This window comes from Lentzea roselyniae (genome assembly GCF_039537795.1).
Lineage (GTDB): Bacteria > Actinomycetota > Actinomycetes > Mycobacteriales > Pseudonocardiaceae > Lentzea > Lentzea atacamensis.
Genome location: NZ_BAABBE010000019.1, coordinates 52,155 through 76,566, shown reverse-complemented (window position 1 = coordinate 76,566; position 24,412 = coordinate 52,155). Strand labels below are relative to the sequence as shown.

Below are 24,412 nucleotides of genomic sequence, written 5' to 3'. Positions count from 1 at the left end.
GCGACGATCGGACAATACTGCCTTTCATGCGGACACTGGTTGTAGCCGGGCTGTTACTGGGTCTGACAGTTCCTGCTCAAGCGGCACAGGCTGACGCAGACCCCTCGTCCTTGGTGAACCCCTTCGTGGGTACGCAGAACTTCGGCAACACGTTCCCGGGAGCATCGGTCCCGTTCGGAATGGTGCAGGTCAGCCCTGATACGGGAGGACAGGGCGGCTACGACTACAAGGCGACCTCCATCTACGGCTTCTCGCAGACACACCTGTCGGGCGTGGGCTGCGGCGTCATGGGCGAGCTGCCGGTGATGCCGACAGTCGGGTCCGTTGACAACGTTGACATCAACGCTTACAAGTCGGCCTTCAGCCATTCGGACGAGGCCGCGCAGCCCGGGTACTACCGCGTCGGGCTGTCCCGGTACGGGGTGAACGCCGAGCTCACGGCCACTCCGAGAACCGGTTGGCAGCGCTACACGTTCCCGTCGTCGGCCGCTGCCAACGTCCTGTTCAACACCGGGCGTTCGAACCAGACGGTGCTCGACTCCGAGATCCACGTCGTCGGTGACCGGACGATCGAGGGCCGGGTGCGCAACGGCCGGTTCTGCGCGGGCAAGGACGAGCACACCGTCTACTTCACGGCGTCGTTCGACCGGCCGTTCGCCTCCTTTGGCGCGTGGCGAGGGAGCGTTCCCACGCCGGGTGCCCGTGACGCGGCCGGAACCGGTGGCAACGGCGCGTGGGTCACGTTCGACGCAACGGCGGACCGCGATGTGGTGCTGAAGATCGGCCTGTCCTACACCGGGCTGGAAGGCGCTCGGAAGAACCTCGCGGCGGAGGCTCCTTCCCACGACTTCGACGGTGTGGTGACCGCGGCCAGGGACGTGTGGAAGAAACAGCTGGACGCGGTGCGGGTGTCCGGCGGGTCGCGGGACCGGCAGGTCGCCTTCTACACCGCGTTGTACCACTCGGTGCTGCATCCGAATCTCGCCGGTGACGTGGACGGCAAGTACATGGGCTTCGACGGCCGGGTACGCACGGCTTCTGGCTACACGCCGTACCAGAACTTCTCGCTGTGGGACACGTACAGACCACAGAACCAGCTGTTGCAGATCCTGGAACCCCGTGTGGCCCGTGACGTCGCACTGTCCGTTGTGGCCAGTGGCAGGGACGGGGGATGGTTGCCGCGCTGGGCGTTGGCCTCGTCCGAGACCAACATCATGACCGGTGACCCGGTCACGCCGTTCCTGGTCGAGGCCTGGTCGAAGGGGTTGCTGCGCGGGTACGAGGAAGAGACGTACCAGCTGTTGCGCGCCAACGCTTTGTCGCTGCCTCCCGCCGACTCTCCCTACAACGGACGGTCCGGCGTCAACTACTACTCGGACCGCGGCTACATCCCGTCCGGCTTGAAGCTGGGCACGGACTGCGCGCACAAGGGCGGCGACAACGACTGCGTGCACCCGGCCTCGGCCACGCTGGAGTACTCGGCGGCGGACGCGTCGCTGGCGCTGATGGCACGCGGTCTGGGTCATCGCTCCGACGCGCGCCTGTTCGCTGATCGTGGCCAGTGGTACCGAAACCTGTGGGACTCCTCCACCGGTCACTTCCGGCCCCGCACCGTCGCCGGCACCTGGCTGTCGCCGTACAACCCGGTCGACGCGGCGCACCAGTTCCACGAGGGCGGCGCCTACCAGTACCAGTGGCTCGTGCCGCAGGATCCGGCCGGTCTGGTGTCGCTGATGGGCGGCCGCCGCGAGACGGAGAAACGCCTCGACGCGTTCTTCGCCTACGAGAAGCTCCTCGTGGACCCCGCCGGCACCGCGCGCCACGACTGGATCACCGAACCGTACGACTACTACGGCAAACCGACCTACAACCCGAACAACGAACCCGACCTGCTCGCGCCCTACATGTACCTGTGGACGGGCACGCCGTGGAAGACCGCGACGGTCGTGCGGGCCGCGATGACGTTGTTCACGACCGGCCCGGACGGCATGACCGGCAACGACGACCTGGGCACGATGTCGGCCTGGTACGTCTTCTCGTCGCTGGGCATGTACCCGACCTTCAACGGTTCGGACTTCTTCGCGCTGTCGTCGCCGCAGTTCCCGTCCGCGACCGTCCGGATCGGACAGTACGGCTCGCAGGGCGGTACGTTGACGGTCTCGGCGCCTGGTGTCTCGGATTCGGTGCGGTACGTCCGCAGTGCCTCGCTGAACGGCCGTGATGTGCACAAGACCTGGCTGTCGTGGTCTTCCTTGGCACGCGGCGGAAAGCTGGCGTACGAGGTGTCCTCGCGGCCTTCGTCCTGGGGCACCGGTCGTTCGGACGAGCCGCCTTCGCTGAACGACGGCAACGTTGATTCGCGGCGTGCCTTGTCGGCGTCGTTGCGGAACAGCGAGATCGTGATGCCGACATCGGATTCCGCGCAGTCGCTGACCTTGCAGCTCGACGTGCTGGCGCAGTCGCCGTCCGGCACGACCGTCCGGCCCGAGGTGACCGCTCCGGCCGGCTGGAAGGTGAGCGGAGCACGGCCGGTTGTCATCGTGTCGCGACATCTGCCGGTGCAGAAGACCGTGCCGTTGACGGTGTCGGTGCCCGCCGGGGTGGCTCCGGGGTCGTACGAGATCTCGGTGAAGGTCGAGTCCGTTGCGGTGAAGGCCGTCGTCGAGGTGAAGCCGGCGGCGGTGTGCGCCTTCTCGACGTGTGCGGTGGACGTCGGACCGGAGCGCAACCACGACGGCACGGCCACGGTGGCTGACTCCGCTTCCGGGAACTTCGACGGTGGTGGCTGGAGTTACGACGCGGCGTTGTTGCCTGCCGCCGGTCCTGTCACGTGGGGCGGGATCACCTACCAGGCGCCTGATCCCACCGGGACCGCGGCGAACTTCGTCGAGGCACGCGGGCAGGGACTGTTGCTGCCCGCCGGGCAGTTCTCCTGGCTGCACGTGGTCGGTGCGTCGCACAACGGGCCGGTGTCCACGTCCTTCACCGTCTGGTACACGGACGGCACCTCGGCCGAGGTGACCGCTTCGGTGCCGGACTGGGCGGCCGGTGGCCCGGTGGTGCTGGAGATGCCGCACCGGATCAAGGCCGGGCAGGGTGTAGACGGGCCGCCGGTCCGGCTGTTCGGGCAGTCGTTGCGGCTGGACGCGGCCAAGACGGTCCGCTCGGTGACTTTGCCGAACGACCCGCGAGTGGAGCTGTACGCGCTCACACTGGCCTGATGGAGCGACTGAAAAGCGGAGTGCGGTCCCGCGTCTGGGCCGACGGCGACCGCATCGTCAAGCAGGTCATCGGCGATGCGGCCGCCTTCACCCGCGAGGTCACCGCGCTGCGGCTGGCCGAACACACCGGAATGGTGCCGCGCGTCCTCGACGTCGACCCGGACACCCGGACGGTCGTGATGGAGCGGCTGCCGTCTCATCCGTTCGACGACGACTGGGTGATCGACTACGCCCGCGGCCTCGCCCGGCTGCACCAGGCCACTGGTCCCGAGCACGCCGGAGCCCTGCCGCGCCAGGAGGTTCCCGATCCGGAGCCGTTCCTGCGGTTCGTGCGCGCGCTGGACGTCGAGATCGGGGACGCGGAGACCGAGCTCACCTTCACCGACACCGGCAAGTTCGACCTCCTGCACGGCGACCCGTGTCCTGGCAACGACATGTACACCGAAAGCGGAGCCCGGTTCGTCGACCTCGAAGGTGCGATGCTCGGCGACGGGCTCACCGAGCTGGTGTACCTGCGGATGGGTTTTCCGACCTGCGCGACCGTGTCCGAGACCCCGAAAGAGCTGCGGGAGGCCGCCGAGCAGGCCTACTTCTCCGAACGCGGCAGAGCCGAGCCGCTGGAGGACGCCTGCGTGCGGTGGCTGGTGCAGGGTGACGCGCTGGTGCAGCGGGCCGAGCGGGACGGCACCGACCACCTCGCCAGGGTCGTCGACGAGGACTGGTTCTGGTACAGCACGACCGCACGCGGCCGGTTGATGTTCCGGGCGCGGGTGGTGGCGGGGTTCACCGAGACCCATCCCGCGATGAGCGCGCTCGCCCGGCGGTTGCTCGAGCGCATGAACCGGATCTGGGAGCCGCAGCCGATCGCGACCCGGCGCACGCACATCTCATGACCAGGCGGACAGCTTCAGCCCTGACGTGAACGAACGCTCATCGCCCGTGATGGGGTCCACAAAGGACAAGGTGCGGGCGAGGAGCTGCAGAGGCGAGGAGAAGTCGTCCAGCGGGCGTTCCCGGAGCACGGGGTAGAAGTCGTCGTTCACGATCGGCACGCCCAGGCCGGACATGTGCAGGCGCAGCTGGTGGGTGCGGCCGGTCAGCGGCTTCAAGTGGTAGCGGCCCAAGCCGTTCCGGTGCTCCACCAGGGACACGTGCGTCTCGGCGTTCGGCTCGCCGTCGACCTCGGACGCGGTGATGATGCCGCGTTCCTTGATGATCCGCGAGCGCACGACCCGCGGCAGCTCCAGCGCGGGGTCGTAGCCCGCGATCGCCTCGTACTCCTTGCGCACCAACCGGTCGCGGAACATCGTCTGGTACTTGCCGCGCAGCTCGCGGCGCACCACGAAGAACACCAGGCCGGCGGTGACGCGGTCCAGGCGGTGCGCGGGGGAGAGGTCGGGCAGGCCCAGTGAGTCGCGAAGGCGGACCAGCGCGGTCTGCATGATGTGCTGGCCGCGCGGGATGGTGGCGAGGAAGTGGGGCTTGTCGGCCACCACGATGTCGTCGTCCTGGTGGACCACGCCCACCTCGAACGGGACGGGCACCTCGATCGGCAGGTCGCGGTGGAACCAGATGTAGCTGTCGGGCACGAACGGCGCGTCGATGCCGAGCGGGCCGGAGACGGTCCAGATGCGCTCCTCGCGCAGCATCTCCTCGATCCGCTCCGGGGCCACCCGCGGCAGGCGTTCGACCAGGTGGTCGCGCAGGGACGGCCAGGAGCCTGCCGCGGGCAGCTTCAGCCGCGCTGCGTCCAGGCCGTTGCGCTGGGGGAGAGGGGAGGAGGGTTTGAGTCTCATCGCACCCGTCAGTCTAAATGGTCGGAAAAACCGAACGATATCGCTCGAAAACATTCGCTGTACCGAAGAGACCTGGTCACCGAGGCTGTACGCATGGCTGTCTTCCTGGTCCTCGGTTCGGTCATCTCACTGCAGTTCGGCGCGGCGTTCGCCAGTCAGCTCTTCGGGCAGATCGGCGCACCGGGGGCGACGGCGTTGCGGCTGGGCATCTCGGCGCTGATGCTGGCCGTCGTCGTGAGGCCGAAGTTCCGGCAGGAGACGATCGTGCTCGGCCTGACCATGGCGGGCATGAACGGCACGTTCTACCTGGCGCTCGACCGGATTCCGCTCGGCGTGGCGGTGACGATCGAGTTCCTCGGGCCGCTGGGGCTGGCGGCGATCCTGAGCAGGAGAGCCAGGGACTTCGTGTGGGTCGGGCTGGCGCTCGTCGGTGTGGTGATCCTCGGGGTGCGCGAGTACACCGGGGCGCGCCTGGACCTGATCGGTGTCGTGCTCGCCCTGCTCGCGGCCGCGTTCTGGGCCTGCTACGTGCTGGCCGGGCGCAAGCTCGCGACCGAAGGACTCGGCACCGGCGGTCTCGCCGGGGCGAGCCTGATCGCGGCGGCGCTCACGCTGCCGTACGGGCTCTCCACCGCGGGTACCACGCTGTTCGAGCCCAAGATCCTGTTGCTGGGCACGCTGGTCGCGTTGCTGGCGTCCGCGATTCCGTACACGCTGGAGATCAGGGCGCTCAAGACGTTGCAGGCCAGTACGTTCGGTGTCGTGCTGGCACTGGAACCCGCGGCCGCCGCGCTGGCAGGCGCGGTGCTGCTCGGCCAGCACCTGAGCGTGATCTCGTTGTGCGCCATCGGGTTGGTCATCACCGCTGGGGTTGGAGCAGCGCGACGGAAAGCGCCAGCGCCTCCCGAAACGCCTGTACGGCGGGATGCTGACCTCGTCCTGCCCGTGCCGCAGTGAACAGCAGCCGCGACTGGGAAACCGGCAGCTCGTGCAGGTCGACGGTGACCTCGCGCTCGTACCAGACCAGGTCCGGCAGCAGCGAGACCGCGAGACCGCGTTCCACGAACCGCAGTTTCACGAGCACGTCGGTCGAGGAGAAGCGCACGTCCGGCTCGTAGCCGTTGCGGCGGCACCAGTTCACGTTGTAGGTCCGCTGCGGGTAGCCGGCGGGTTCCATGATCCACGGATGGGAGCCGATCTCGGCCATCGACAGTCCACGCGGGACGGCCAGCCGGATCGGGTCCCGGTACAGCTCCCGGTACTCGAGGCCCGCGAACCGGGGCTCCGGCTGGTCGGGCCACTCCTCGAGGAAGACGAGGTCGAAGTCCCTGGCGTTCAACCCGGAAAGCGCTTCCGCCGGATCGAGGACCTGGAACTCGATCCGCAGTGACGGGTGCTCGTCGCGCATGCGCGCCAGGGTCGCCGGGATCAGCGCGAGCGCCGCGGTCTGGAACGTCGCGACCCGCAGCGTCCCGGTGATCTCGTGCAGTGAGGCGGCGACCTCCGACTCCGCCTGTTCCAGACGGGCGAGAACCTCCTCGGTGTGGCGCACCAGGATCTCTGCCTGCGGGGTGAGGCGCACTCGCCGTCCGACCGGCTCGAGCAGCGGCACCCCGACCTCGGTCTCCAGCAACGACAGCTGCTGCGAGACCGACGAGGGGCTGTAGTTCAGCGCCTGGGCGACGGCCGCCAGCGTGCCCCGCTGGGAAAGCTCGCGCAGCAACCGGAGCCGATGGAGGTCGAACATCGGATCATTATCCGATATGGTGCCGCTACCGCCCCCTGAGAACGCGTGCTGTCCTCAGCACGTTTTGAGGAGGTATCGGTATGTCCAAACGACTCCGCATCGTCGCGGGGATCGCTCTGGCGACCGGGCTGCTCGTGGCGGGCTCTCCCGCACTGGCGCAGGTGGAAACCGGGCCGTGGACCAGCGAGTCGCCGTCGTTCAACGTTCAGCAACGCGGCTGCGGTGTGGTCAGCAACCTCACGTTCCAGCTCACCTGTTCCACCGCGAGCGGTGATCAGCGTGCCGAGCGCCGGTACGCCACGTACACCGGCGGCACGCGGCAGTTCGAGGGCAGCTTCCGGATCACGAGTCTCGGAGGCACCCGCATCAGTCTCAAGCAGACGTTCCGGGACGCTCCCACCGCGGGGCCGTTCTGGATGCTCGCCGTGGAACGCGGCGGCCGGCTGTACGCCGTGCACGGTGGCGCGACCATCGCCACCGGGGCGACCGTGGGCACGACCGTGCGCGTGAACACCGTGCACAACGTGGGCAGGGAGCACCGCACGTACATCAACGGCTCGCGCAAGCACACCTACGCGAGCTCGGGCACGAGTTTCTACGACAAGTTCGGCGCGTACCGGACGTCGAGCGGCCAGGGACCGGCGACGGTCGTCTGGAGCAACATCCGGTTCTGGCGCAAGTGATCAAGCGCGTTTCCCTGGTGGGACTGCTGTTCCTGGCTGCCTGCGGCCAGGAACGGCAGGACCCCGTGCTGACGTCCGAGCTGACCTCGCCGACCGACGTGACGCTGCGCTGGCGTCCGCAGGAGGGGGCCGCCGGGCAGGTCGTCGAGTACGCGAACGCGGCCGACGGCGACTACGTGGTGCTGGAGTTCGTCCCGCCGGGCAAGACCTCCTACCAGCACCCGGACCTGATCCCGGAGACCGGGTTCTACTACCGGGTCCGGCCGTTCAGCGGACCCGCTTCCTCCACCGTGGACATCACGCTGCCGCCCGGTGAGGAGGTGCCGGAGACCGACGGGCACCAGTGGGCGGAACCGCGCAAGGGCGGCGGCGGCACGCATCCGGTGTCCGCGCCGGAGGCGGTGCCGGGAAACCTGAAGGCGGAGGTGAAGCACGCCAACGGGATCCTGTTCACGTGGGAGGACCACGCCTCCGACGAGGAGGGGTACCTGATCGAGCTCAAGCCGGCGGGCGCGGCCGACTACCGGGTCGCGGCGCAGCTCGATCCGGACGTCACCTCGTTCGGGCTGATCACACTCCCAGACGAGAAAACCGTGACCTGTCGGGTGCGGCCCTACCGGTTCGGAGCACCGTCGAACCTGACTCATCAGAAGACGGGGAAGGTCTGAGCGCCTGTCTGGCGCTCCAGGCGCTCGCGGCGAGCAGTAACGCCGCGAGCGCGTAGGGCCACACCGCGCGTTCGGTGACGGCGAGGCCGATGTTGATCATGGAAAGCAGCCCGAAAACGGAGCTGAGCAGCCACCACGTCAGATGATCTTCGTGTGCACGGGAGGTCATGAGGGCCGGGTTACCCGTTTTCGAGCTCCTTCACACCCTCTTCGTCTTCTTTTTTCTCGCCGCGGCGGCGCATGAAGCCGAAGCCGGGGATGCCGAGGATCGCCTGGCGCACGTCGTTGGTGACCTCGAGCAGCTGGTGCACCTCGGGACCGACCCTGTCCAGCGTCGCGAGGATCGGCAGGATGTCGTTGATCAGGTGCTCGGTCAGCACCGGCAGCTCGTCGACGAGCTTGATCGCGGCCTCGACCTCGTGCGCCGAGAGCTCGTTCACGAACCGCGCGGCGAGCGGCTGGGCCTGCTTGGCGATCGGCTCGTAGATGCCGATCAGCTCGTTGGCCGTGTGCGCGGTCTGGCCGGCCGTCGCGACGACCTGGGTGGCCCGCTCCGCGACGTCACCCGCGCTCGCCGTGATCGCGCGGACCGCGTCGACCGCCTTCTCCGCGTCCGCCACGACCTGCCCGGTGCGGTCGACCAGCTCGTCGGCCTTCCTCACGATGCCGTCGACGGCGTCGACCGTGCCGCTGACCTTGCGGACGAGCTGCTCGACCTCGCCGATGAGGTTCAGCACGCGGCCGGGTACGGCGGCCACGGCCGCGGTGGTGTCGATCGCGGTGCCGAGTGCCTGCTTGGCCAGTCCGAGGCCGGGAATCTCCATACGACCACTTTGCCCTATGTGTTGATCGGTTCGGGGGAGCGCCATTCAGGATCCGGAACTGTCAGACCCCGTCATTGCATTCGTTGATGTCGGCCAGTCGGCTGACCGGGCGAACCGGGAACCGTGCACCGTCCGAAGTTGTCAGAGTCGAGGGCTAGCATCCCCGGCGGGCGAGGGAGGCGCACATGGTTTGGTGGCACCGGTTCAGACGCATCATCTCCGGTGGAGGACGGGAGTCGGCGAGTTTCGTCGCGGCGCTGCTGGGTGTACTGGTGCTCGCGGGCGCCGCGCTCGGGCAGGGCATCTCCCGGACGTCGGTCGCGGTGTCGGACGGGCTGACCTGGCTGGGCGACGACCAGCGCGGTGAGGTCGTGCAGGTCAACCCGGTGTCGGGCAAGCCGCAGACGCGCCTGCAGATCAGCGGCCCCGACTCGCAGCTGGAGATCGCGCAGGAGGACGGCAGGCTGATCGTCCTGAACCGGCGGACCGGCGAGATCACGGTCATCGACCTCGCGACGCTGCTCGCTTCCGGCCGTCGTCAGGCGCCACCCGGTGCGGCGAGCAAGGTGCTGGTGGCGAACGGGATGGTGTTCGTCGTCGACCGCGCGTCCGGCACCGTGCACACCGCGGATCCGTTGACGCTGGCCGACATCGGGCAGAAGTGGGAGGCGGGTCAGCCCCTCGCCGACGCCGTCGTGGACGAGCAGGGCGTGCTGTGGCTGGTCGACCACGGTGGCACGTTGCGGTCGCTCGACTGGTCGGAGGACGAGGAGCGGTTCCAGGAGCGCACGCAGCGCCAGGTCACCGGTGCCGGGCCGCGCACGGTGCTGGTGCCGCACGACCAGGGCGTGACGCTGATCGGTCTCGACGGCGGTGTCGTGGTGCGCGACGGCACGGGTGAGGACGTGGCGCGCTCGACCGACCGCACCGACGCCGAGGTGATCGCCGCGCAGACCGCGCCGACGGATCTCGTGCCCGCGTCGGTGCCGGACTCGGCGGTGGTCGTGCTCGTCGTCGACGGGCAGGTGCGCCGTGTCGACGTGGGCGCGATGGGCTGTCCGAAGCCCGGCCGGCCCGCGGTGTTCCGCGACAAGGTCTACGTGCCGTGCAAGGGATCCGGCAAGGTCATCATCCTCGACCGCGGTGGCAACCGCGGTGGCGACGACGTGCGGACGTCCGGTGGTTCCGACCCCGAGCTGGTGTTCGACGACGGCCGGTTGTTCGTGAACGTGCCGGGCTCCTCGACCGGCGTGCTGGTCGACGCCGACGGTGCGACGCGCTCGTTGACGATCCGCAGCCCCGAGCTGCCGGTGAAGGACCCGGACCGCTCGCCGCCGCCGTCCGTGCCGCCGCCCCCGCCGCCGAACCCGAACGAGCCGCCGAAGCCGCCGCGCAACCCCGGCAACGGCAACAACGGCAACAACGGGCCGACCTCGGAGGTGCCGCCGCCGCCGTCGTCCACACCGCCTTCCACCGGCGGCACGGCGCCAGCGGCTCCTGCGGGCGTGACAGTGCGGGAGAAGTCGCGCACCACTTCGGCGGTGGTCGTGACGGTGAGCTGGAGCGCCGTCTCCTCGACCGACCCGGTCGTGGGTTACACGGTGACGGGTTCCGGCTCGTTCAGCGGTGGTTCGGTGTCGGCGCAGTCGGCCGGTACCTCTGCTGATCTGTCTCTGCCGTGCACGGGTTCCACGTTCTGCACGAGCGGCAGGCTGGAGGTGACGGTGCGGGCCTCGACGGCGTCCACGGCGGGTGCCGCGGGCATGGCGTCGTTCACCGTGACGGCGCCGAACACACCACCGCCGCCGAACAACCCGCCGCCGCCCCCGCCGCCGCCGCCGAACAACCCGGCGCCCACCCCGCCGCCGGTCACGACGACGACCACCACGCCGCCGCCACCCCCGCCACCCCCGCCACCCCCGCCGCCACCGTCGCTGCCGACGGCGGGTGCCACCGTGATCACTGGGCTGACCGGCGGCCCTCGGGTGCCGACGAAGCGCCTCACGTTGACTCCGCCCGCCGACTGGGCCAACCACAACGGTCGCTGCGAAGTCGTGAACACGACGTGGGACTACGCGATCGGCATTCCCTGCAACGCGACGTCCGCGCAGATGACGGTGGAGGAGGGCTCGAACCGCATCGTCGTGCGCGCCTATGCGGCGTCCGGTCCCGGCCAGGTCGACTCGGCGGCCAGGACCACGAACTTCACCATGGACGAGTGCAACGGCAAGCCGACGTGTGTGCCGCGCATGGCGCCCGCCGGAGCGCAGACCGCGCCGATGGGCGCGGGTGGCCTGGGCCTGCTGGCGTGCGCGTTCCTGTTGCGCATCGGTGTTCGCAGAGAAGAGGACAAGTGATCGACACCGGAGAGGTCTCGGCGTTCCGCGACCTCCACACCCGACTCGGTGACGCGGTCGAGAGCGCGGTGCGCGGCAAACGCGACGTGATCGACCTGGTGCTGGTGGCGATGTTCGCTGGTGGCCACGTGCTGCTGGAAGACGTGCCGGGCACCGGGAAGACGACGCTGGCCCGCGCGGTGGCGGGTGCGCTGGGCGGCCTGTCGCGGCGCGTGCAGTTCACGCCGGACCTGCTGCCGTCCGACGTCACGGGCACCTCGGTCTACGACCCGCAGACGGGGCAGATCCGGTTCCGGCCGGGTCCGGTGTTCGCGAACATCGTGCTGGCGGACGAGATCAACCGCGCGGCGGCCAAGACGCAGTCGGCGTTGCTGGAGGTCATGGAGGAGCGGACGGTCACGATCGACGGTGTCGGGCACGCGGTGCCGGACCCGTTCCTGGTGGTGGCGACGCAGAACCCGATCGACCTCGACGGCACGTACCGGCTGCCGGAGGCGCAGCTCGACAGGTTCATGCTGCGGACGTCGATCGGCTATCCGTCGCTGGACGACGAGCTGGACGTGCTGCGCCCCGGCAGTGGTGCCGGGCGGATCGCCGACGTGCGGACGGTGACGTCGCCGCGCGAGGTGAGCGCGTTCAGCGGCCGGTTGTCGCTGCTGCACGTGGCCGACCCGATCCTGCACTACATCTCGGCTCTGGGCTCGGGCACGCGGTCGGACGAGCGGCTGCGGCTCGGCACGTCGACGCGTGGCCTGCGGACGCTGGTGCGGTGTGCACAGGTGTACGCGGCGTCGAAGGGCAGGCATTTCGTGGTGCCGCAGGACGTCCAGGACATCGCGGACCCCGTGCTGGCCCACCGCCTGGTGCTGACGCGGGAGAGCGTGCTGGCGGGCGTGACGACGTCCGAGGTGCTAGCCGACGTGCTCTCGCGGGTGCCGGTGCCCAAGCCCGCCTCGCAGTGATCCGGGACGCGCGATGAGACTCACCCTGCGCGGCACCGGAACCGCGGTGCTGGGCCTGCTGATGCTCGGCGTCGGACTCTGGTGGCGTTACGCGGGCATGGCGGCGTTCGGCCTGGCGTTGACCGCTCTGGTGGTCGCGTCCGCGGTCTCGGTGCTGGTCGCCTCGCCGCTGACCGTGTCGCGAACCGTCCGCCCGCGTACAGTGCCCCGGCTGGCGCGGTGCGGCGGGCGGCTGGAGCTGTCGGCCACGGGCCGGTGGCCGGTGGCGCTCGACGCCGTGGACATGGTGGCGGGTTCACCTGCCGCGGTGGACGTGCCGCTGCTCAAGCCGGGCGTGGTGGAGGCGGTCGACTACACGATCCCGACCGAGCGGCGCGGCGTGTTCGACGTCGGGCCGTTGACGTTGCGGCGCAAGGGACTGGCAGGTTTGGCCCAGGCACGAACCGTGCTCGGCGAGGTGGTGCAGGTGCGGGTCGTGCCGCGCGTGCTGCCGGTGCGCGGGCTGCCCTCCGGTGCGCGGCGAGGCCAGGTGGGCGCCGACGAACGCGTGGAGCGCGGCGGCACGGACCTGGTGGGCCTGCGCGAGTACGTGCCGGGCGACGACCTGCGCCGCCTGCACTGGGCGACCTCGGCACGCACCGGCACGCTGATGATCCGTGAGGACGCCGACCCGGCGCGCCCGCACCTGGCCGTGTTGCTGGACGACGACTCCTCGTCGTACGAGGACGAGCAGCGCTTCGAGGAGGCGGTCGAGGTGGCGGCGTCCCTGATCACCTCGGCGCTGGACCAGGGCCATCCGGTGCGGCTGATGACGTCGTCCGGCGACACCGACCTCGAGGAGACGCAGGACTCGGCGCCGATCCTGGCCGCCCTGGCAGACCTGGAGCTGCGCGACGTAGACGCCCTCCCGACGGTTCCGGTGCGCGACCTCGACGTGGTGGCCGTGATCAGCGGAACCGCCGTGCCCGCGCTGGTGCTGGAGGCGGGGCGGGCCGCGTTCGGCACCGTGCTCGTGGTGGACGAGAAGCGTCCTGTGGGGGCGGCGGGGTCGGTGCTGGTGATCAGCGGGGCGCGGGCCGAGGACCTGGTCGACTCGTGGAACGCGGTGGTGGCGCGGTGAAGCGGTTGCGGGCGTCGGCCGGTGCGGGCGGTGGTGGCGCGGTGAAGCGCGCGTGGGTGGCTGCTGGTTTGGCTGCCGGGCAGCGAGAGCCGGTGCGGTCGTGGAACGTGGTGGTGGCGTGATGAAGCGCGTGTGGATGGCTCCTGGTCTGCTCGCCGAGCAGCATGGGCCGAGGCGGGCCTGGAACGCGGTGGTGGCCTGGTGAAGTACGCGTGGGTTGCCGCTGTCCTCCTCGTCGCCTCGCTCCAGCTAGCGCAGGCGTGGGACGGTGCGTATGTCTACTTCGGACTCGCCGCGTTCACCGGATTCCTCGCGCTGCTGTTGAAACGGCTCTTGCCGGCCGGGCTGGCGGCCCTCGGGGTCATGGTGCTCGCGATGGCGGGCGGGTTCTTCGCGGCCCGTGGCGCGTCGCCTGACCGCGACCCGGCCTGGGTGCTGCTCGACACCGTGCCCCGGTTGCTCACCGCCGCTCGTCCCGCGCCGGCCACGCCCGAGCTGCTGGTGCCGGGGCTGTTGCTGATCATCGGGGTCTCCACGGCGGCCGTGCTGTCGGTGGCCAGGCGGGGGACGGCGTTGTTCGTGCCCGCCTTGGGGGCGGCGGTGCTGTACGTGTCGGCGGCGCTGCTCACCACGGGCAGGGCGGACCGCTACGGCTTGGTCGCCTTGGTGCTGGTCGTGTTGCTCGCGCTGGGCTGGCTGGTCATCGACCGGCGCGGGCCCGTCGTGCCGCCCGCGGTGCTGGCGACGGCGTTGGCGGCCTTGACGTTGCTGACGGTCGTGTTGCCCACCAACGGTTTTGAGCCGCGCAAGCTCGTCACGCCGCCGGTCACCAACGTGGCCATCGCGAACCCGTTGCCGCAGCTCGCTGACTGGGCCGCGCAGGGGGACGCCGAGCTCTTCCGGATGCGCGGGCCCGAGGTGCCGGTGCGGCTGGTGACGCTCAGCCGGTACTCGGGGGCGTCGTGGGAGGCGGCTTCGACGTACGGGCCGCTCGGTGTGGTGGACGCGCCGGATCTGCCCACCGGCAGGAAGTTCCAGGACGCGAGCGTCGATCTGCGGATCACCGGGCTGCAGGGCGAGTGGCTGCCCGGCGTGGGGAAGCCGCAGGCGGTGTCGGTGAGCAACGCGATGGTGGATCCCGACACCGGGTCTCTGGTGGTCGCGGACGGTCTGCGGACGGGGCTGAGCTACACGGTTCGCGGTGTCGTCGAGACGCCTTCCGACGCGGACCTCGCCGAGGCCGCGGTGCCCGTCGACGCGACCCGGTACACGGCTTTGCCGCGGCTGCCGTTCACGCTGGCGGAGTACGCGCGGCAGGCGACGCAGAACGCCCGCACGCCGTACGAGAAGGCCGTGGCGCTGGAACAGGTCGTGCGGCTCAACCGGCGGCCGGACGCCGAGGCGCCGGTCGGGTCTTCCTACGCGCGGCTGGAGACGTTCCTGTTCGGTGCGGCCGGCGAGGCCGGGGCCGGGGCGGGGACGGCGGAGCAGTTCGCGTCGGCCTACGCGGTGCTGGCGCGGGCGGTCGGGCTGCCGACGCGGGTGGTGGTCGGGTTCCAGCCGGTGCCGGAGCAGGACGGCGAACGGATCGTGCGGGCCGCGGACGCCACCGCCTGGCCGGAGGTGTACTTCAGCGGGTGGGGCTGGGTGGCGTTCGATCCCGTGTCCGGCAACGGAAGCGGGCCCAGCGCCGCGTCCAAGCGCGAGGTGCTGAACCGGCTCGCGTCCACGACCGCCAAGCCCACGCCGACGTCGCTGCCGTCGGTGCCGCCGCTGGTGCAGCCGACCGCGGTGCAGCCGGACGTGGTCGCCGCTCCCGAGGCGCCGAAGGGGTTCCCGTTCTGGGTGTTCGCGCCGGTGCTGCTGCTGGTCGCGCTGTACGTGGCGCGGACTTCGCGCCGGCTGCGACTGCGGGCGGCCGGGCCGGTGGGGGCGTGGCACGAGGTGCTGGACTCGTTGCAGCTGGCGGGCTTGAGGCCGAAGGCCAGCCGCACCGTGCCGGATGTGGGACGGGAGTGGGGCGAGGCCGGGGTGAGGCTGGCCGCGATGGTGGACCAGGCCGCGTTCGCACCACAGCCGCCGCGGCAGGAGCACAGCTGGCGGCTGGCCCGGCAGGTGCGGAAAGCGGTGCGGCGCAAGGCTTCCTGGTGGCGCAAGGCGGTGTGGGCGATCGACCCGCGGCCGTTGTTCCGCCGTTAGTTCCTGGCCGCGCAGACCTTGGCCGAAGCGCCTCGTTCGCCGTTGTAGCCGAAGGCCGCGATCTGGAAGCAACGGCGGATGCCGCCGCCGTCCTCGATGACGTACTTGGTGCCGCCGCCGGTCACCCTGGTCACGGCCTGCGGCTTGGCGCCGGTCACGTCGATCACCACGAACTCGGCCTGGCCGCCGCTCGGGTCCGACCACTCCAGCTCGATCGCCTTGCCCTGGTACTCGGCGCGTTTGAGGACGGGCACGAACTTCGGGTCGGCGTTCGGGGGCGGGCCCCCGGCGGTGGACTCCGAGGTCGGCACCGGGAGCGTCGTGGACACCAGTGTCTGTGTCTGCCGGTCGTCGGGGCGATTGAGGAGCAGCCCAGCGAGGACACCAGCGGTCACCGCCACCACGGCCAGCAGCGCCAGGACGCCGGAACGCTTGCCCTTGCGGACCGGGGCGGTCATCGGCTCGGACGGGGGCACGTCGAGGGTCGGCAGCACGGCCACCTGCCGGGGTGGCGGTGGCGCGACCAGGTCCTGCTGACGGTAGGTCAGGTCGGCGAGCCTGCCCTGCCACGAGTCGTCCGGTTCTTCTTCCGGCTCCTCGGCGGGCTCGTCGTCCTCGATCTTCGGGCGCGGGCCGAAGCCGGGGGCCTCGGTCGGGCCGTCCGGGAAGACCGTGGTGCGCTCGCCGAGCATGATCGTCGAGTCGGGGTCCACAATGGACACTGACGGCGCGGTCGACACGCCCGCGCTCACGGCCATCAGCGCGTCGCGCAGTTCCAGCGCGGAGGTGAAGCGTTCGGCGCGGTCCTTGCGCAGGCAGCGGCTGATCACGGCGACCAGCGACACCGGCACGTCGAAGCGGGTCAGCGAGCGGGGTTCGGCGCTGCTGACGCGGCCGACGTAGGACAGGAGCGTGTCCTCGTCCGGGTTGTCGGAGGCGAACGGCGGCTTGCCCTCCAGCAGCGTGAAGAGGGTCGAGCCGAGCGACCAGACGTCGTCGGCGAACGACGGGGTGCCGCCCTCCAGCATCTGCGGCGCCGCGTGGCGGTAGCTGACCATCTGCAGCGAGGCCGAGTGACCCGCGTCGGTGCCGCGGGCGATGCCGAAGTCGGCCAGGACGTAGGAGGTGGGGAGCACGAGGACGTTCTGCGGTTTCACGTCGCGGTGCAGGATGCCCTGGCCGTGCGCGAACGCCAGCGCGTCGGCGACCGCGATGCCGGCGGCGACGACGTCCGGCACGGGCAACGGGCCCATGGCGCGCAAACGGTCGTGCAGAGAGCCGCGTTCGTAGTACTCCATGACGATGCAGGGGCGGCCGTCCGGAAGCGTGCCCGTGTCCAGCACCGTCACGATGTGCGGGTGCTGGCGGCCGAGCTCGACGGTGATCGCCAGCTCGCGGCGGAAACGGGTCAGCGTCGCGGGATCGGTCACCTGCAGGACCTTGACGGCGACGTCGCGGCCCAGGCCGTCCTGGCGGGCCCGGTAGATCGTGCCCTCGCCACCCTGCGCGATCACGCGGAAACCGCTGTAGCCGGGTAACGCGATCTCGGGTGCCGACGCGGCACCCGCGGCGGGCGCCCACGCCATCAGATCGTCTTCCACCAACGAATCCTATCCCGCTGCGGCCGGCTCACCCCGACGTTCGGCGTCACCGCGGAAAGGGTTCAGTCGCGAACCACGTTCACCTGGAATCCCAGCGACTGCAGCATTCCCGTCAGCATCACGCGGGTGTTGTCCTGCGCGCGCTTGCGCAGCTCCGACTGCTTCGCCGCCTCCGACAGCTTGGCCTCGGCCGCGACGTAGAACCGTTGCTGGTCAGGGGGTCCCGCCAGGGCCTGCAGATCGTTGATCAGGCCGCGTTGCTGGCTGAAGACGTACGAGCGGTCGTGGTGGAGGTTCGGTTTGTCCAGTTGCGCCTCCGGCAGGCGGATCTCGACGGTCTTGCCGTCCGGCGACACGACCAGCCCGTCGTCCTTCAAACTGCCGAGGTCGACGTAGGCGTTGACCGACCCGGCGGCGACGAACAGCGTTCGTTCGCCGGCGAGTGCGGCGGGCACCCACTTCACGTCGTGCTCGATGTCCAGCACGACCTGGAACTCGCCGGAGGCGGCGTGGTACTGGCTGAGGTCCCGCACCGACTTGAGCACCGCGGGCTGGCTGCGGTCGATGGAGTCACCGGAGGGCTTCCACTGCCCGAAGACGTACAACGCCGCGCCGAGGATGATGAAGACGGCAACGACCAGAGCTCCACGCGTCACCCAGCGCCTGTCCACCACGTTGGAGTACCCGTGAGGTGATGCGCTCACACGATGCGTATGGGCTAATCGACCCGTGCGGAATCAGTCACGTGTCCATCTGGTTGGCTTTGGACGAGACTGAAACGACGGTTTTGGAGGCTTGCGGTGCTGGACCCGGAGAACCTGTACGAGGTGGACTCGGAGGTGCCAGACCTGACGGGTGCTGTGCTGCTGCATCACTTCGAGGGCTTCATGGACGCCGGTGCCGCGGGCCGCCTGCTCGCCGAGCACCTGCTCGAGACGCTCGAGAGCCGTGTCGTCGCCCGCTTCGACGCCGACAGCCTGATCGACTACCGGTCCCGTCGGCCGCTGATGACCTACGCGACCGACCACTGGGAGGACTACGCCACCCCCGAGCTGGTCGTGCACCTGCTGTGGGACAGCGCGGGTCACCCGTTCCTGCTGCTCACGGGCCCGGAGCCGGACCGGAGCTGGGAGGCGTTCGTGCTCGCCGTGCGGTCGCTGATCGACCGCTGGGGCGTGCGCCTGACCGTCGGTTTCCACGGCATCCCGATGGGCGTGCCGCACACGCGTCCGCTGAACGTCATCGGCCACGCGACCAGGCCCGAGCTCGTGTCGGAGTACCAGCCGTTCTTCAACCGGGTGCAGGTGCCGGGCAACGTGTCCGGCCTGCTGGAGTTCCGTCTCGGCCAGGCGGGCCACGACGCGCTGGGCTTCGCCGCCCAGGTGCCGCACTACCTCGCGCAGTCGCAGTACCCGACCGCGGCCGTGACGCTGCTGGACGCCGTCGCGCGGGCGACGGGCCTCGCGTTGCCGATCGGGTCGCTGATCGACGCGGCCCAGGCCGCGGACGCCGAGATCCACCGGCAGGTGGCGGAGTCGGAAGAGGTCGCCCAGGTGGTGGAAGCGCTCGAGCGGCAGTACGACGCTTTCATCCAGACTGTCGGGAACACCGATCTCCCCAGCGCGGACGAACTGGGGGCCGAGTTCGAGCGGTTCCTGGCCGAGCAGCAGCGTCCGCCGGACCACCTGTAGGAGCTTGAGATGGCCACCTGGAACGACGTGCGCCGGATCGCCACCTCCATGCCCGACGTGACGGAACGGGTGCGGGAGGGCGTCGTCGACTGGAGGGTCAAGGACAAGCTGTTCGTGTGGGAACGCCCGCTGCGCAAAACGGACATCGCCGCGCTGGGCGCGTCGGCGCCGTCCGGGCCGATCCTCGCCGCCAGGGTGCCGGACCTGGGCGCGAAGGAGGCGCTGCTGGCCTCCGACGGCACGGTCTACTTCACGACACCGCACTTCCACGGATATCCGGCGATCCTGGTGCGGCTGGAGCACATCGAGGTGGGGGAGCTGGAAGAGTTGATCGTCGAGGCCTGGCACGCGCGGGCGAGGCGCCGCTAGTGGAGTTCTTCTGCTACCACCGGGATCGGCCCGGTTCGTTGCCGCTGCGCGAGAAGCTGACCGAGGAGCACTGGTCCTACATGGACCGGTTCGAGCTGATCGCCCGCGGCCCCACCTTCACCGGTGACGTGCTGACGGGCAGCGTGCACATCGTCGACGTGGCGTCTCCGGTCGAGGCCCGTGCGTTCGCGTTCGACGAGCCGAACTACCAGGCCGGCGCCTACAGGGACGTGCTCGTGCGCAGATGGCGCAACGTCCTGGGACGAACGATGTGGGACTTTCCCGGAGGCGGGGAAGGTGGCGGCCACCTGGTGCTCGGGTTCGGGTCGGGTGAGCCCGTGGACCTCGCTCCGGCACGTGCGGAGAGCCTGATCGCGTACGGGCCGTTGCTGTCCGACGACGGCGCGGCGTGGCTCGGTACGGCGGCGCTGGTCAGGTCCGCGGATCCGGCCGCGGTGCTCACCGTCGAACGGTATGCCGCCGTCGAGGTGCACGAGTGGGAGTTCGGCGGCCGCCGCTAGTAGCTGACGAACCGGTAGTGCAGCCCTGACTTGGACTCCTGCCACGCACCGACCGTCTTCGGCTCGCGGTCGATCTTCGGCGCGTACGTGTCGCCCTCGAAGGTCTCGCGGATCTCCGTCACCTCGACGCGGTCCGCGAACGGCAGCGTGGCCGCGTAGACGGCGGAGCCGCCCATCACCCACAGGTCGCCGGTGACGTCAGCGAGCGCCTTCTCCAGGCTGCCGAACGTCTCGGCGCCCTCCTGCGGGGTGCGCGACAGCACCAGGTTGCGGCGGCCGGGCAGTGGGCGGAAGCGCGGCGGCAGCGACTCCCAGGTGCGGCGGCCCATCAGGACGGCCGAGCCCGCGGTGATCTCGCGGAAGTGCTTCATGTCCTCGGGGATGTGCCACGGGATGGTGTTGTCGCGGCCGATGACGCCGTTGGCCGCCTGGGCCCAGATGAGGCCGATCACACTGCCACCGGAGCCTTGATGCCGGGGTGCGGGTCGTAGCCGGAGATCGTGAAGTGCTCGTAGGTGTAGTCGAAGAGGCTGTCCGCCGGCGCGAGCGTCAGCGCCGGGAACGGCCGGGCCTCGCGGCTCAGCTGCAGCTCGACCTGCTCCACGTGGTTGTCGTAGATGTGGCAGTCGCCGCCGGTCCAGATGAAGTCGCCGACGCCGAGACCGGTCTGGGCGGCGATCATGTGCGTCAGCAGGGCGTACGACGCGATGTTGAACGGCACGCCGAGGAACAGGTCCGCGCTGCGCTGGTAGAGCTGGCACGACAGCTTGCCCTCGGCCACGTAGAACTGGAAGAACGCGTGGCACGGGGGCAGCGCCATCTGCGCGATCTCGCCGACGTTCCAGGCGGACACGATGATCCGCCGGGAGTCGGGGTTCTCCCGCAACGTGCGCAGCACCTCGGCGATCTGGTCGACGTGGCCGCCGTCCGGGGTCGGCCACGAGCGCCACTGCACGCCGTAGACCGGGCCGAGCTCACCGTCAGGGGAGGCCCACTCGTCCCAGATCGTCACGCCGTGGTCCTGGAGCCACTTCACGTTGCTGTCGCCGCGCAGGAACCACAGCAGCTCGTAGGCGATCGACTTGAAGTGCACCTTCTTGGTGGTGATCAGCGGAAAGCCCGCGGCGAGCGGGTAGCGCAGCTGATGGCCGAAGATCGACCGCGTGCCGGTGCCGGTGCGGTCTTCCTTGCGCACGCCCTCTTTCAGGACGTGCCGGAGGAGGTCTTCGTACTGCGTGTCGGCCATACGGGTGAGCCTAATCCAGTGCCGCACCAGTGCCGCGACAGCCAGCCTTCGCCGCGTCTTCGACGCTCAGCGGCACCACGATGCGGCCGTTTGACCGCCGAACACGGGGCAAAGGCCGACTGCCACGGCACTAGAACCGCGCGGTGTCCGGGCCGAGCCCGAACCGGACCATCGAGTACGTCTCCAGCAGCCGGCGGGACACGATCGTGTGCTGGTTCGCGGCGTGGGCGTCACGCAGGCACCGTTGCAGCGCCGACGACTCGAACACGGACGTGCCGCCGCCCAGCGCGAACGCCTTCTGGGTCACCTCGGTGGCCTCGGCGGACGCGAACGCGCAGGCGAGCCGCAACCGGCCCTTGACTGTGTCCGGCACCTCCGAACCGGCCACGGCCAGCTCCCAGACCGCGTTCAGCTCATCGGCGAGGAACGCGCGGGCGGCCGAGAGCCTGGCCTCCATCAGGGTGACGTCGATCTGGTCGGCGAGGCGTTTCGACGCGCTGCGGGTTTTCGACGGCCAGCGCCACGATCTCGTCGATCGCGCGCCGCGCGACGCCCAGGCCCACCGAGGCGACGCCGGTGGCCAGGAAGCAGAAGAACGGGAAGTGGGGGAGTGGGCCGTTGGTGCCGGGGGTGGTCACTCCCGGCAGCGCGGTCCTGGCGGCCGGGACGAAGGCGTCCGTGACAGAGAACTCGTGCGAACCGGTGGCGCACAGACCGGAGACGTACCAGGTGTCGTGGATCGTCACGTCCGAACGCGGGTACACGGCGAGACGCGGGCCGTCTGGCGTGAGGCTTCCGCCGATGACCCACTGACTGTGCTGGACGGTGCTGCCCCAGCCCCATCGGCCGGACACTCGGTAGCCGCCGTCCACGGCCTCACCATGTCCGAGCGGCGGTGCCCGCGATCAGCGTGCGCGGATCGCAGAAGGTCTCGTCCGCGGCGGCCACCGGCAGGAACCAGGCGAGTGACGACGAGATGGTGGTCGTCATCACGGTGCAGCCCGTCGAGGCGTCCGAGCACGACAGGTTCTGGATCTCCCGGCTCCACTCGGGCAGGCCGAGTTCGAGGCCCCGTGGCGCTCCGGCAGGAGCATCCGGTGCAGACCGTGGTCGACCAGTCCGGTCACCACCGGCTCGGTGAGGGCGCGCTGCTGCTCGGCCAGCGGTGCTTCGGCGCGGATCAGGGCGTGGAGATCCATGCGGGCGATCCTGCCGAGCGGGCTACAGCTTGGCGAGCGCCTCGACGAGCGGCTTGAGCTCCGGGATGCCCTCGGCCTCCTCCAGCGACGCCGCCAGGGCCTGGTCGTGAGTGGGACGGGCGAGGGCGAGCAGTTCGTGGCCCTTCTCGGTGACCTCGGTGTAGATGCCGCGGCGATCCGTCGGGCACAGGTAGCGGGCGAGCAGGCCGCGGTCTTCCAGGCGCGTGACCAGGCGCGTCGTGGCCGACTGGCTGAGCACCACGGCGTTGGAAAGCTGGTTCATCCGGAGGTGGAAGCCGTCCTGGCGGTTGAGGACGTCGAGAACGGTGTACTCGCTGACGGAGAGTTCGTGCGCCTTCTGCAGGGCTCTCTCGAGGCGGTCCTCGATGCGCGCGTGCAACGCCGCGAGCGTGCGCCAGCCCTGAGCGCGCGCCTGGACGGCGTCGTCGTCCAGTGACATAGGTCAACCCTTCTCGAATAGACAGCGTCTGCAACTATTGCGTACGCTCGTTATCGTCTTCAACAAGTCTACCGGGGAGAGACATGGATCTGTCTGGACGCACGGCGCTTGTGACGGGCTCCACCTCCGGCATCGGCTTCGCGACGGCGGAGGCGCTGCTCAAGGTGGGTGCGAAGGTCTTCGTCACCGGCCGCGGCGAGGAGCGGGTGGCGGAAGCCGTCGGCAAGCTCAACGGCCACGGTGACGTGCGCGGCGTCGCGGCGGACATCGCGACCGCCGAGGGCGCCGCGGACCTGATCGAGCAGGTGCCGGACGTCGACGTGCTCGTCAACAACATGGGCATCTACGGCGCGCAGCCGGTGTTCGAGATCGACGACGCCGAATGGCAGCGGTTCTTCGACACCAACGTCATGTCCGGCGTGCGGCTCTCGCGGCATTACACGCCGCGCATGGTCGAGCGCGGCTGGGGCCGGGTGATCTTCGTGAGCAGCGAGTCGTCCGTCTTCACGCCCACCGAGATGGTCCATTACGGCATGACGAAGACCGCACAGCTCGCGATCTCGCGAGGCATGGCGCAGGCCGTGAAGGGCACCGGCGTCACGGTGAACTCGGTGCTGCCCGGCCCGACTCTCACGCCGGGCGTCGAGGAGTTCATCCGCGACCGCGTCGGCGACGGCGGCGAGGCGGAGTTCGTCCGCACCGAACGCCCGACGTTGTTGCTGGGCCGCCTGATCCGCCCGCACGAGGTCGCGAACCTCATCACCTACGTCGCGTCGGACCTGTCGTCCGCGACGACCGGAGCCGCGTTGCGCGTCGACGGCGGCACCGCACCGACGCTGATCCCGTAAGCCAGAGTAAGGAAGATCGCTTGTGAACATCGTGAAGCTCAACAACGGCGTCGAGATGCCCCAGCTCGGTTTCGGTGTCTGGCAGGTGCCGGACGCCGAGGCCACGACCGCCGTCGCGGAGGCGCTGAAGGCCGGCTACCGCAGCATCGACACCGCCGCCGCCTACGGCAACGAGGGCGGCACCGGCGAGGCCATCGCGCGGTCCGGTGTGGACCGTGACGAGGTCTTCGTCACCACCAAGCTGTGGAACTCCGATCACGGGCACGACGCCACGCTGCGCGCGTTCGACGAGTCGGTGAAGAAGCTCGGGCTCGACGTGCTCGACCTCTACCTGATCCACTGGCCGATGCCCGCCCGTGACCTGTACGTGGAGACCTGGAAGGCGTTCGTGCAGCTGCAGAAGGAGGGCCGGGTCCGCGCGATCGGCGTCTCGAACTTCCAGCCAGCGCACCTGCGCCGCCTGATCGACGAGACCGGTGTGGTGCCCGCGGTCAACCAGATCGAGCTGCACCCGTACCTGCAGCAGGCCGAACTGCGCGAGTTCCACGCGAAGCACGGCATCCGGACCGAGGCCTGGTCGCCGCTCGGCCAGGGCGGTGAGCTGCTCGCCGACCCGGTCGTCACCGAGATCGCGGCACGCCACAGCCGTTCAGCGGCGCAGGTCGTGCTGCGCTGGCACCTGCAGCTCGGCAACGTCGTGATCCCGAAGTCCGTGACGCCGTCCCGCATCCGGGAGAACATCGCGGTGTTCGACTTCGAGCTGTCGGACGAGGAGATGGCCGCACTGTCCACCGTCGACCGCGGCGGCCGCATGGGGCCGAACCCGGACGATTTCAACGAAGCCTGACGGAAGTACGAAGCCCCGGACCGCATGCTCGCGGTCCGGGGCTTCGCCGGCAA

General features: G+C 69.9%; 26 protein-coding genes. 15 read left to right on the top strand and 11 right to left on the bottom strand.

Annotated elements, in window-relative coordinates; genetic code table 11:
* Positions 1-26 precede the first annotated feature (26 nt).
* The gene (locus tag ABFX45_RS30090) at positions 27-3,221 is read left to right on the top strand and encodes a GH92 family glycosyl hydrolase (protein WP_346133545.1); all 3,195 of its coding nucleotides are present in this window, start codon (positions 27-29) and stop codon (positions 3,219-3,221) included.
* Positions 3,221-4,114 carry a phosphotransferase family protein gene (locus ABFX45_RS30085; RefSeq protein ID WP_346133543.1) on the top strand — a complete coding sequence of 298 codons (894 nt, stop codon included), beginning with the start codon at positions 3,221-3,223 and terminating at the stop codon, positions 4,112-4,114. The genes ABFX45_RS30090 and ABFX45_RS30085 overlap by 1 nt, the downstream gene beginning before the upstream one ends.
* Here ABFX45_RS30085 and ABFX45_RS30080 read toward each other — a convergent pair.
* The gene (locus ABFX45_RS30080; RefSeq protein WP_346133541.1) at positions 4,109-5,017 is read right to left on the bottom strand and encodes an RluA family pseudouridine synthase; all 909 of its coding nucleotides are present in this window, start codon (positions 5,015-5,017) and stop codon (positions 4,109-4,111) included. The two genes, ABFX45_RS30085 and ABFX45_RS30080, sit on opposite strands and share 6 nt — an antisense overlap.
* Positions 5,018-5,110: 93 nt before the next feature.
* On the opposite strand from ABFX45_RS30080, the gene ABFX45_RS30075 reads away from it, so the two are divergent.
* Complete coding sequence (locus tag ABFX45_RS30075; protein ID WP_346133539.1) at positions 5,111-5,974, top strand: EamA family transporter; 864 nt, start codon at positions 5,111-5,113, stop codon at positions 5,972-5,974.
* Here ABFX45_RS30075 and ABFX45_RS30070 read toward each other — a convergent pair.
* Positions 5,877-6,764: a LysR family transcriptional regulator gene (locus ABFX45_RS30070; RefSeq protein WP_109638621.1), complete on the bottom strand. Its 888-nt coding sequence runs from the start codon at positions 6,762-6,764 to the stop codon at positions 5,877-5,879. The genes ABFX45_RS30075 and ABFX45_RS30070 overlap by 98 nt on opposite strands.
* An 80-nt stretch (positions 6,765-6,844) precedes the next feature.
* Here ABFX45_RS30070 and ABFX45_RS30065 point away from each other — a divergent pair, with 80 nt between their 5' ends.
* Both ABFX45_RS30065 and ABFX45_RS30060 read left to right on the top strand, forming a co-directional pair.
* Positions 6,845-7,447 (top strand): hypothetical protein, encoded by a 603-nt coding sequence (locus tag ABFX45_RS30065; protein ID WP_109638622.1) that lies wholly within the window; start codon positions 6,845-6,847, stop codon positions 7,445-7,447.
* Positions 7,444-8,115 carry a fibronectin type III domain-containing protein gene (locus ABFX45_RS30060; RefSeq protein ID WP_109638623.1) on the top strand — a complete coding sequence of 224 codons (672 nt, stop codon included), beginning with the start codon at positions 7,444-7,446 and terminating at the stop codon, positions 8,113-8,115. The genes ABFX45_RS30065 and ABFX45_RS30060 overlap by 4 nt, the downstream gene beginning before the upstream one ends.
* Before the next feature lie 179 nt (positions 8,116-8,294).
* Here the strand turns inward: ABFX45_RS30060 and ABFX45_RS30055 are convergent, their stop codons facing one another.
* Positions 8,295-8,939, bottom strand: coding sequence for a methyl-accepting chemotaxis protein (locus ABFX45_RS30055; RefSeq protein ID WP_109638624.1), 645 nt, complete (start codon positions 8,937-8,939; stop codon positions 8,295-8,297).
* Positions 8,940-9,124: 185 nt separating this feature from the next.
* Here ABFX45_RS30055 and ABFX45_RS30050 point away from each other — a divergent pair, with 185 nt between their 5' ends.
* From ABFX45_RS30050 to ABFX45_RS30030, 5 genes are read left to right on the top strand one after another with little or no spacing between them, the layout of a single operon-like run.
* Positions 9,125-11,296, top strand: a complete 2,172-nt coding sequence (locus ABFX45_RS30050) for an NHL repeat-containing protein (protein ID WP_346133536.1) — start codon at positions 9,125-9,127, stop codon at positions 11,294-11,296.
* Positions 11,293-12,258: an AAA family ATPase gene (locus ABFX45_RS30045; RefSeq protein WP_211337475.1), complete on the top strand. Its 966-nt coding sequence runs from the start codon at positions 11,293-11,295 to the stop codon at positions 12,256-12,258. The genes ABFX45_RS30050 and ABFX45_RS30045 overlap by 4 nt, the downstream gene beginning before the upstream one ends.
* A gap of 13 nt (positions 12,259-12,271) precedes the next feature.
* Positions 12,272-13,378 (top strand): DUF58 domain-containing protein, encoded by a 1,107-nt coding sequence (locus tag ABFX45_RS30040; RefSeq protein WP_346133534.1) that lies wholly within the window; start codon positions 12,272-12,274, stop codon positions 13,376-13,378.
* Positions 13,375-13,500 carry a hypothetical protein gene (locus ABFX45_RS30035; protein ID WP_346133532.1) on the top strand — a complete coding sequence of 42 codons (126 nt, stop codon included), beginning with the start codon at positions 13,375-13,377 and terminating at the stop codon, positions 13,498-13,500. Before ABFX45_RS30040 ends, ABFX45_RS30035 begins: the two co-directional genes overlap by 4 nt.
* A gap of 10 nt (positions 13,501-13,510) precedes the next feature.
* On the top strand, positions 13,511-15,577 hold the full coding sequence (locus ABFX45_RS30030; protein ID WP_346133530.1) for a transglutaminase TgpA family protein: 2,067 nt from the start codon (positions 13,511-13,513) through the stop codon (positions 15,575-15,577).
* On the opposite strand, the gene ABFX45_RS30025 is transcribed toward ABFX45_RS30030, so the two are convergent.
* Both ABFX45_RS30025 and ABFX45_RS30020 read right to left on the bottom strand, forming a co-directional pair.
* A complete protein-coding gene (locus tag ABFX45_RS30025) occupies positions 15,574-17,178 on the bottom strand; it encodes a serine/threonine-protein kinase (protein WP_346133528.1) in 1,605 nt (534 codons plus the stop codon). The two genes, ABFX45_RS30030 and ABFX45_RS30025, sit on opposite strands and share 4 nt — an antisense overlap.
* 62 nt (positions 17,179-17,240) lie before the next feature.
* Positions 17,241-17,849, bottom strand: a complete 609-nt coding sequence (locus ABFX45_RS30020; RefSeq protein WP_112228201.1) for a DUF4230 domain-containing protein — start codon at positions 17,847-17,849, stop codon at positions 17,241-17,243.
* Positions 17,850-17,978: 129 nt separating this feature from the next.
* Here ABFX45_RS30020 and ABFX45_RS30015 point away from each other — a divergent pair, with 129 nt between their 5' ends.
* The 3 genes from ABFX45_RS30015 to ABFX45_RS30005 are packed head-to-tail and all read left to right on the top strand — an operon-like array spanning position 17,979 to position 19,759.
* Positions 17,979-18,869: a proteasome assembly chaperone family protein gene (locus ABFX45_RS30015; RefSeq protein ID WP_233439840.1), complete on the top strand. Its 891-nt coding sequence runs from the start codon at positions 17,979-17,981 to the stop codon at positions 18,867-18,869.
* A 9-nt stretch (positions 18,870-18,878) separates the two neighbouring features.
* Complete coding sequence (locus tag ABFX45_RS30010) at positions 18,879-19,238, top strand: MmcQ/YjbR family DNA-binding protein (RefSeq protein ID WP_109638627.1); 360 nt, start codon at positions 18,879-18,881, stop codon at positions 19,236-19,238.
* Entirely contained in the window at positions 19,238-19,759 is a 522-nt protein-coding gene (locus ABFX45_RS30005) for a YciI family protein (RefSeq protein WP_346133525.1), read from the top strand. The genes ABFX45_RS30010 and ABFX45_RS30005 overlap by 1 nt, the downstream gene beginning before the upstream one ends.
* On the opposite strand, the gene ABFX45_RS30000 is transcribed toward ABFX45_RS30005, so the two are convergent.
* From ABFX45_RS30000 to ABFX45_RS29975, 6 genes are all read right to left on the bottom strand, one after another.
* The gene (locus tag ABFX45_RS30000) at positions 19,756-20,211 is read right to left on the bottom strand and encodes a dihydrofolate reductase (RefSeq protein ID WP_346133523.1); all 456 of its coding nucleotides are present in this window, start codon (positions 20,209-20,211) and stop codon (positions 19,756-19,758) included. The genes ABFX45_RS30005 and ABFX45_RS30000 overlap by 4 nt on opposite strands.
* On the bottom strand, positions 20,208-21,005 hold the full coding sequence (locus ABFX45_RS29995; RefSeq protein ID WP_346133521.1) for a thymidylate synthase: 798 nt from the start codon (positions 21,003-21,005) through the stop codon (positions 20,208-20,210). Before ABFX45_RS29995 ends, ABFX45_RS30000 begins: the two co-directional genes overlap by 4 nt.
* Positions 21,006-21,135: 130 nt before the next feature.
* A complete protein-coding gene (locus tag ABFX45_RS29990; RefSeq protein WP_346133519.1) occupies positions 21,136-21,462 on the bottom strand; it encodes an acyl-CoA dehydrogenase family protein in 327 nt (108 codons plus the stop codon).
* Positions 21,419-21,877: an acyl-CoA dehydrogenase family protein gene (locus ABFX45_RS29985; protein WP_346133518.1), complete on the bottom strand. Its 459-nt coding sequence runs from the start codon at positions 21,875-21,877 to the stop codon at positions 21,419-21,421. Before ABFX45_RS29985 ends, ABFX45_RS29990 begins: the two co-directional genes overlap by 44 nt.
* A 117-nt stretch (positions 21,878-21,994) precedes the next feature.
* The gene (locus ABFX45_RS29980; protein ID WP_346133516.1) at positions 21,995-22,204 is read right to left on the bottom strand and encodes a hypothetical protein; all 210 of its coding nucleotides are present in this window, start codon (positions 22,202-22,204) and stop codon (positions 21,995-21,997) included.
* Between the two features lie 22 nt (positions 22,205-22,226).
* Positions 22,227-22,664 carry a MarR family winged helix-turn-helix transcriptional regulator gene (locus ABFX45_RS29975; RefSeq protein WP_109638632.1) on the bottom strand — a complete coding sequence of 146 codons (438 nt, stop codon included), beginning with the start codon at positions 22,662-22,664 and terminating at the stop codon, positions 22,227-22,229.
* Positions 22,665-22,747: 83 nt separating this feature from the next.
* Between ABFX45_RS29975 and ABFX45_RS29970 the strand changes: the two genes are divergently transcribed.
* Both ABFX45_RS29970 and ABFX45_RS29965 read left to right on the top strand, forming a co-directional pair.
* Positions 22,748-23,512: an SDR family NAD(P)-dependent oxidoreductase gene (locus ABFX45_RS29970; protein WP_109638633.1), complete on the top strand. Its 765-nt coding sequence runs from the start codon at positions 22,748-22,750 to the stop codon at positions 23,510-23,512.
* Between the two features lie 55 nt (positions 23,513-23,567).
* Positions 23,568-24,359, top strand: a complete 792-nt coding sequence (locus ABFX45_RS29965) for an aldo/keto reductase (protein ID WP_346133635.1) — start codon at positions 23,568-23,570, stop codon at positions 24,357-24,359.
* Positions 24,360-24,412 lie beyond the last annotated feature (53 nt).

Excerpts from the sequence above, each read along its gene's own strand:
- ABFX45_RS30090 (WP_346133545.1), top strand. The coding sequence starts at position 27 with ATGCGGACACTGGTTGTAGCCGGGCTGTTACTGGGTCTGACAGTTCCT.
- ABFX45_RS30085 (WP_346133543.1), top strand. The coding sequence starts at position 3,221 with ATGGAGCGACTGAAAAGCGGAGTGCGGTCCCGCGTCTGGGCCGACGGC.
- ABFX45_RS30080 (WP_346133541.1), bottom strand. The coding sequence starts at position 5,017 with ATGAGACTCAAACCCTCCTCCCCTCTCCCCCAGCGCAACGGCCTGGAC.
- ABFX45_RS30075 (WP_346133539.1), top strand. The coding sequence starts at position 5,111 with ATGGCTGTCTTCCTGGTCCTCGGTTCGGTCATCTCACTGCAGTTCGGC.
- ABFX45_RS30070 (WP_109638621.1), bottom strand. The coding sequence starts at position 6,764 with ATGTTCGACCTCCATCGGCTCCGGTTGCTGCGCGAGCTTTCCCAGCGG.
- ABFX45_RS30065 (WP_109638622.1), top strand. The coding sequence starts at position 6,845 with ATGTCCAAACGACTCCGCATCGTCGCGGGGATCGCTCTGGCGACCGGG.
- ABFX45_RS30055 (WP_109638624.1), bottom strand. The coding sequence starts at position 8,939 with ATGGAGATTCCCGGCCTCGGACTGGCCAAGCAGGCACTCGGCACCGCG.
- ABFX45_RS30050 (WP_346133536.1), top strand. The coding sequence starts at position 9,125 with ATGGTTTGGTGGCACCGGTTCAGACGCATCATCTCCGGTGGAGGACGG.
- ABFX45_RS30040 (WP_346133534.1), top strand. The coding sequence starts at position 12,272 with ATGAGACTCACCCTGCGCGGCACCGGAACCGCGGTGCTGGGCCTGCTG.
- ABFX45_RS30010 (WP_109638627.1), top strand. The coding sequence starts at position 18,879 with ATGGCCACCTGGAACGACGTGCGCCGGATCGCCACCTCCATGCCCGAC.
- ABFX45_RS29995 (WP_346133521.1), bottom strand. The coding sequence starts at position 21,005 with ATGGCCGACACGCAGTACGAAGACCTCCTCCGGCACGTCCTGAAAGAG.
- ABFX45_RS29990 (WP_346133519.1), bottom strand. The coding sequence starts at position 21,462 with ATGGAGGCCAGGCTCTCGGCCGCCCGCGCGTTCCTCGCCGATGAGCTG.
- ABFX45_RS29980 (WP_346133516.1), bottom strand. The coding sequence starts at position 22,204 with ATGGATCTCCACGCCCTGATCCGCGCCGAAGCACCGCTGGCCGAGCAG.
- ABFX45_RS29975 (WP_109638632.1), bottom strand. The coding sequence starts at position 22,664 with ATGTCACTGGACGACGACGCCGTCCAGGCGCGCGCTCAGGGCTGGCGC.
- ABFX45_RS29970 (WP_109638633.1), top strand. The coding sequence starts at position 22,748 with ATGGATCTGTCTGGACGCACGGCGCTTGTGACGGGCTCCACCTCCGGC.
- ABFX45_RS29965 (WP_346133635.1), top strand. The coding sequence starts at position 23,568 with ATGCCCCAGCTCGGTTTCGGTGTCTGGCAGGTGCCGGACGCCGAGGCC.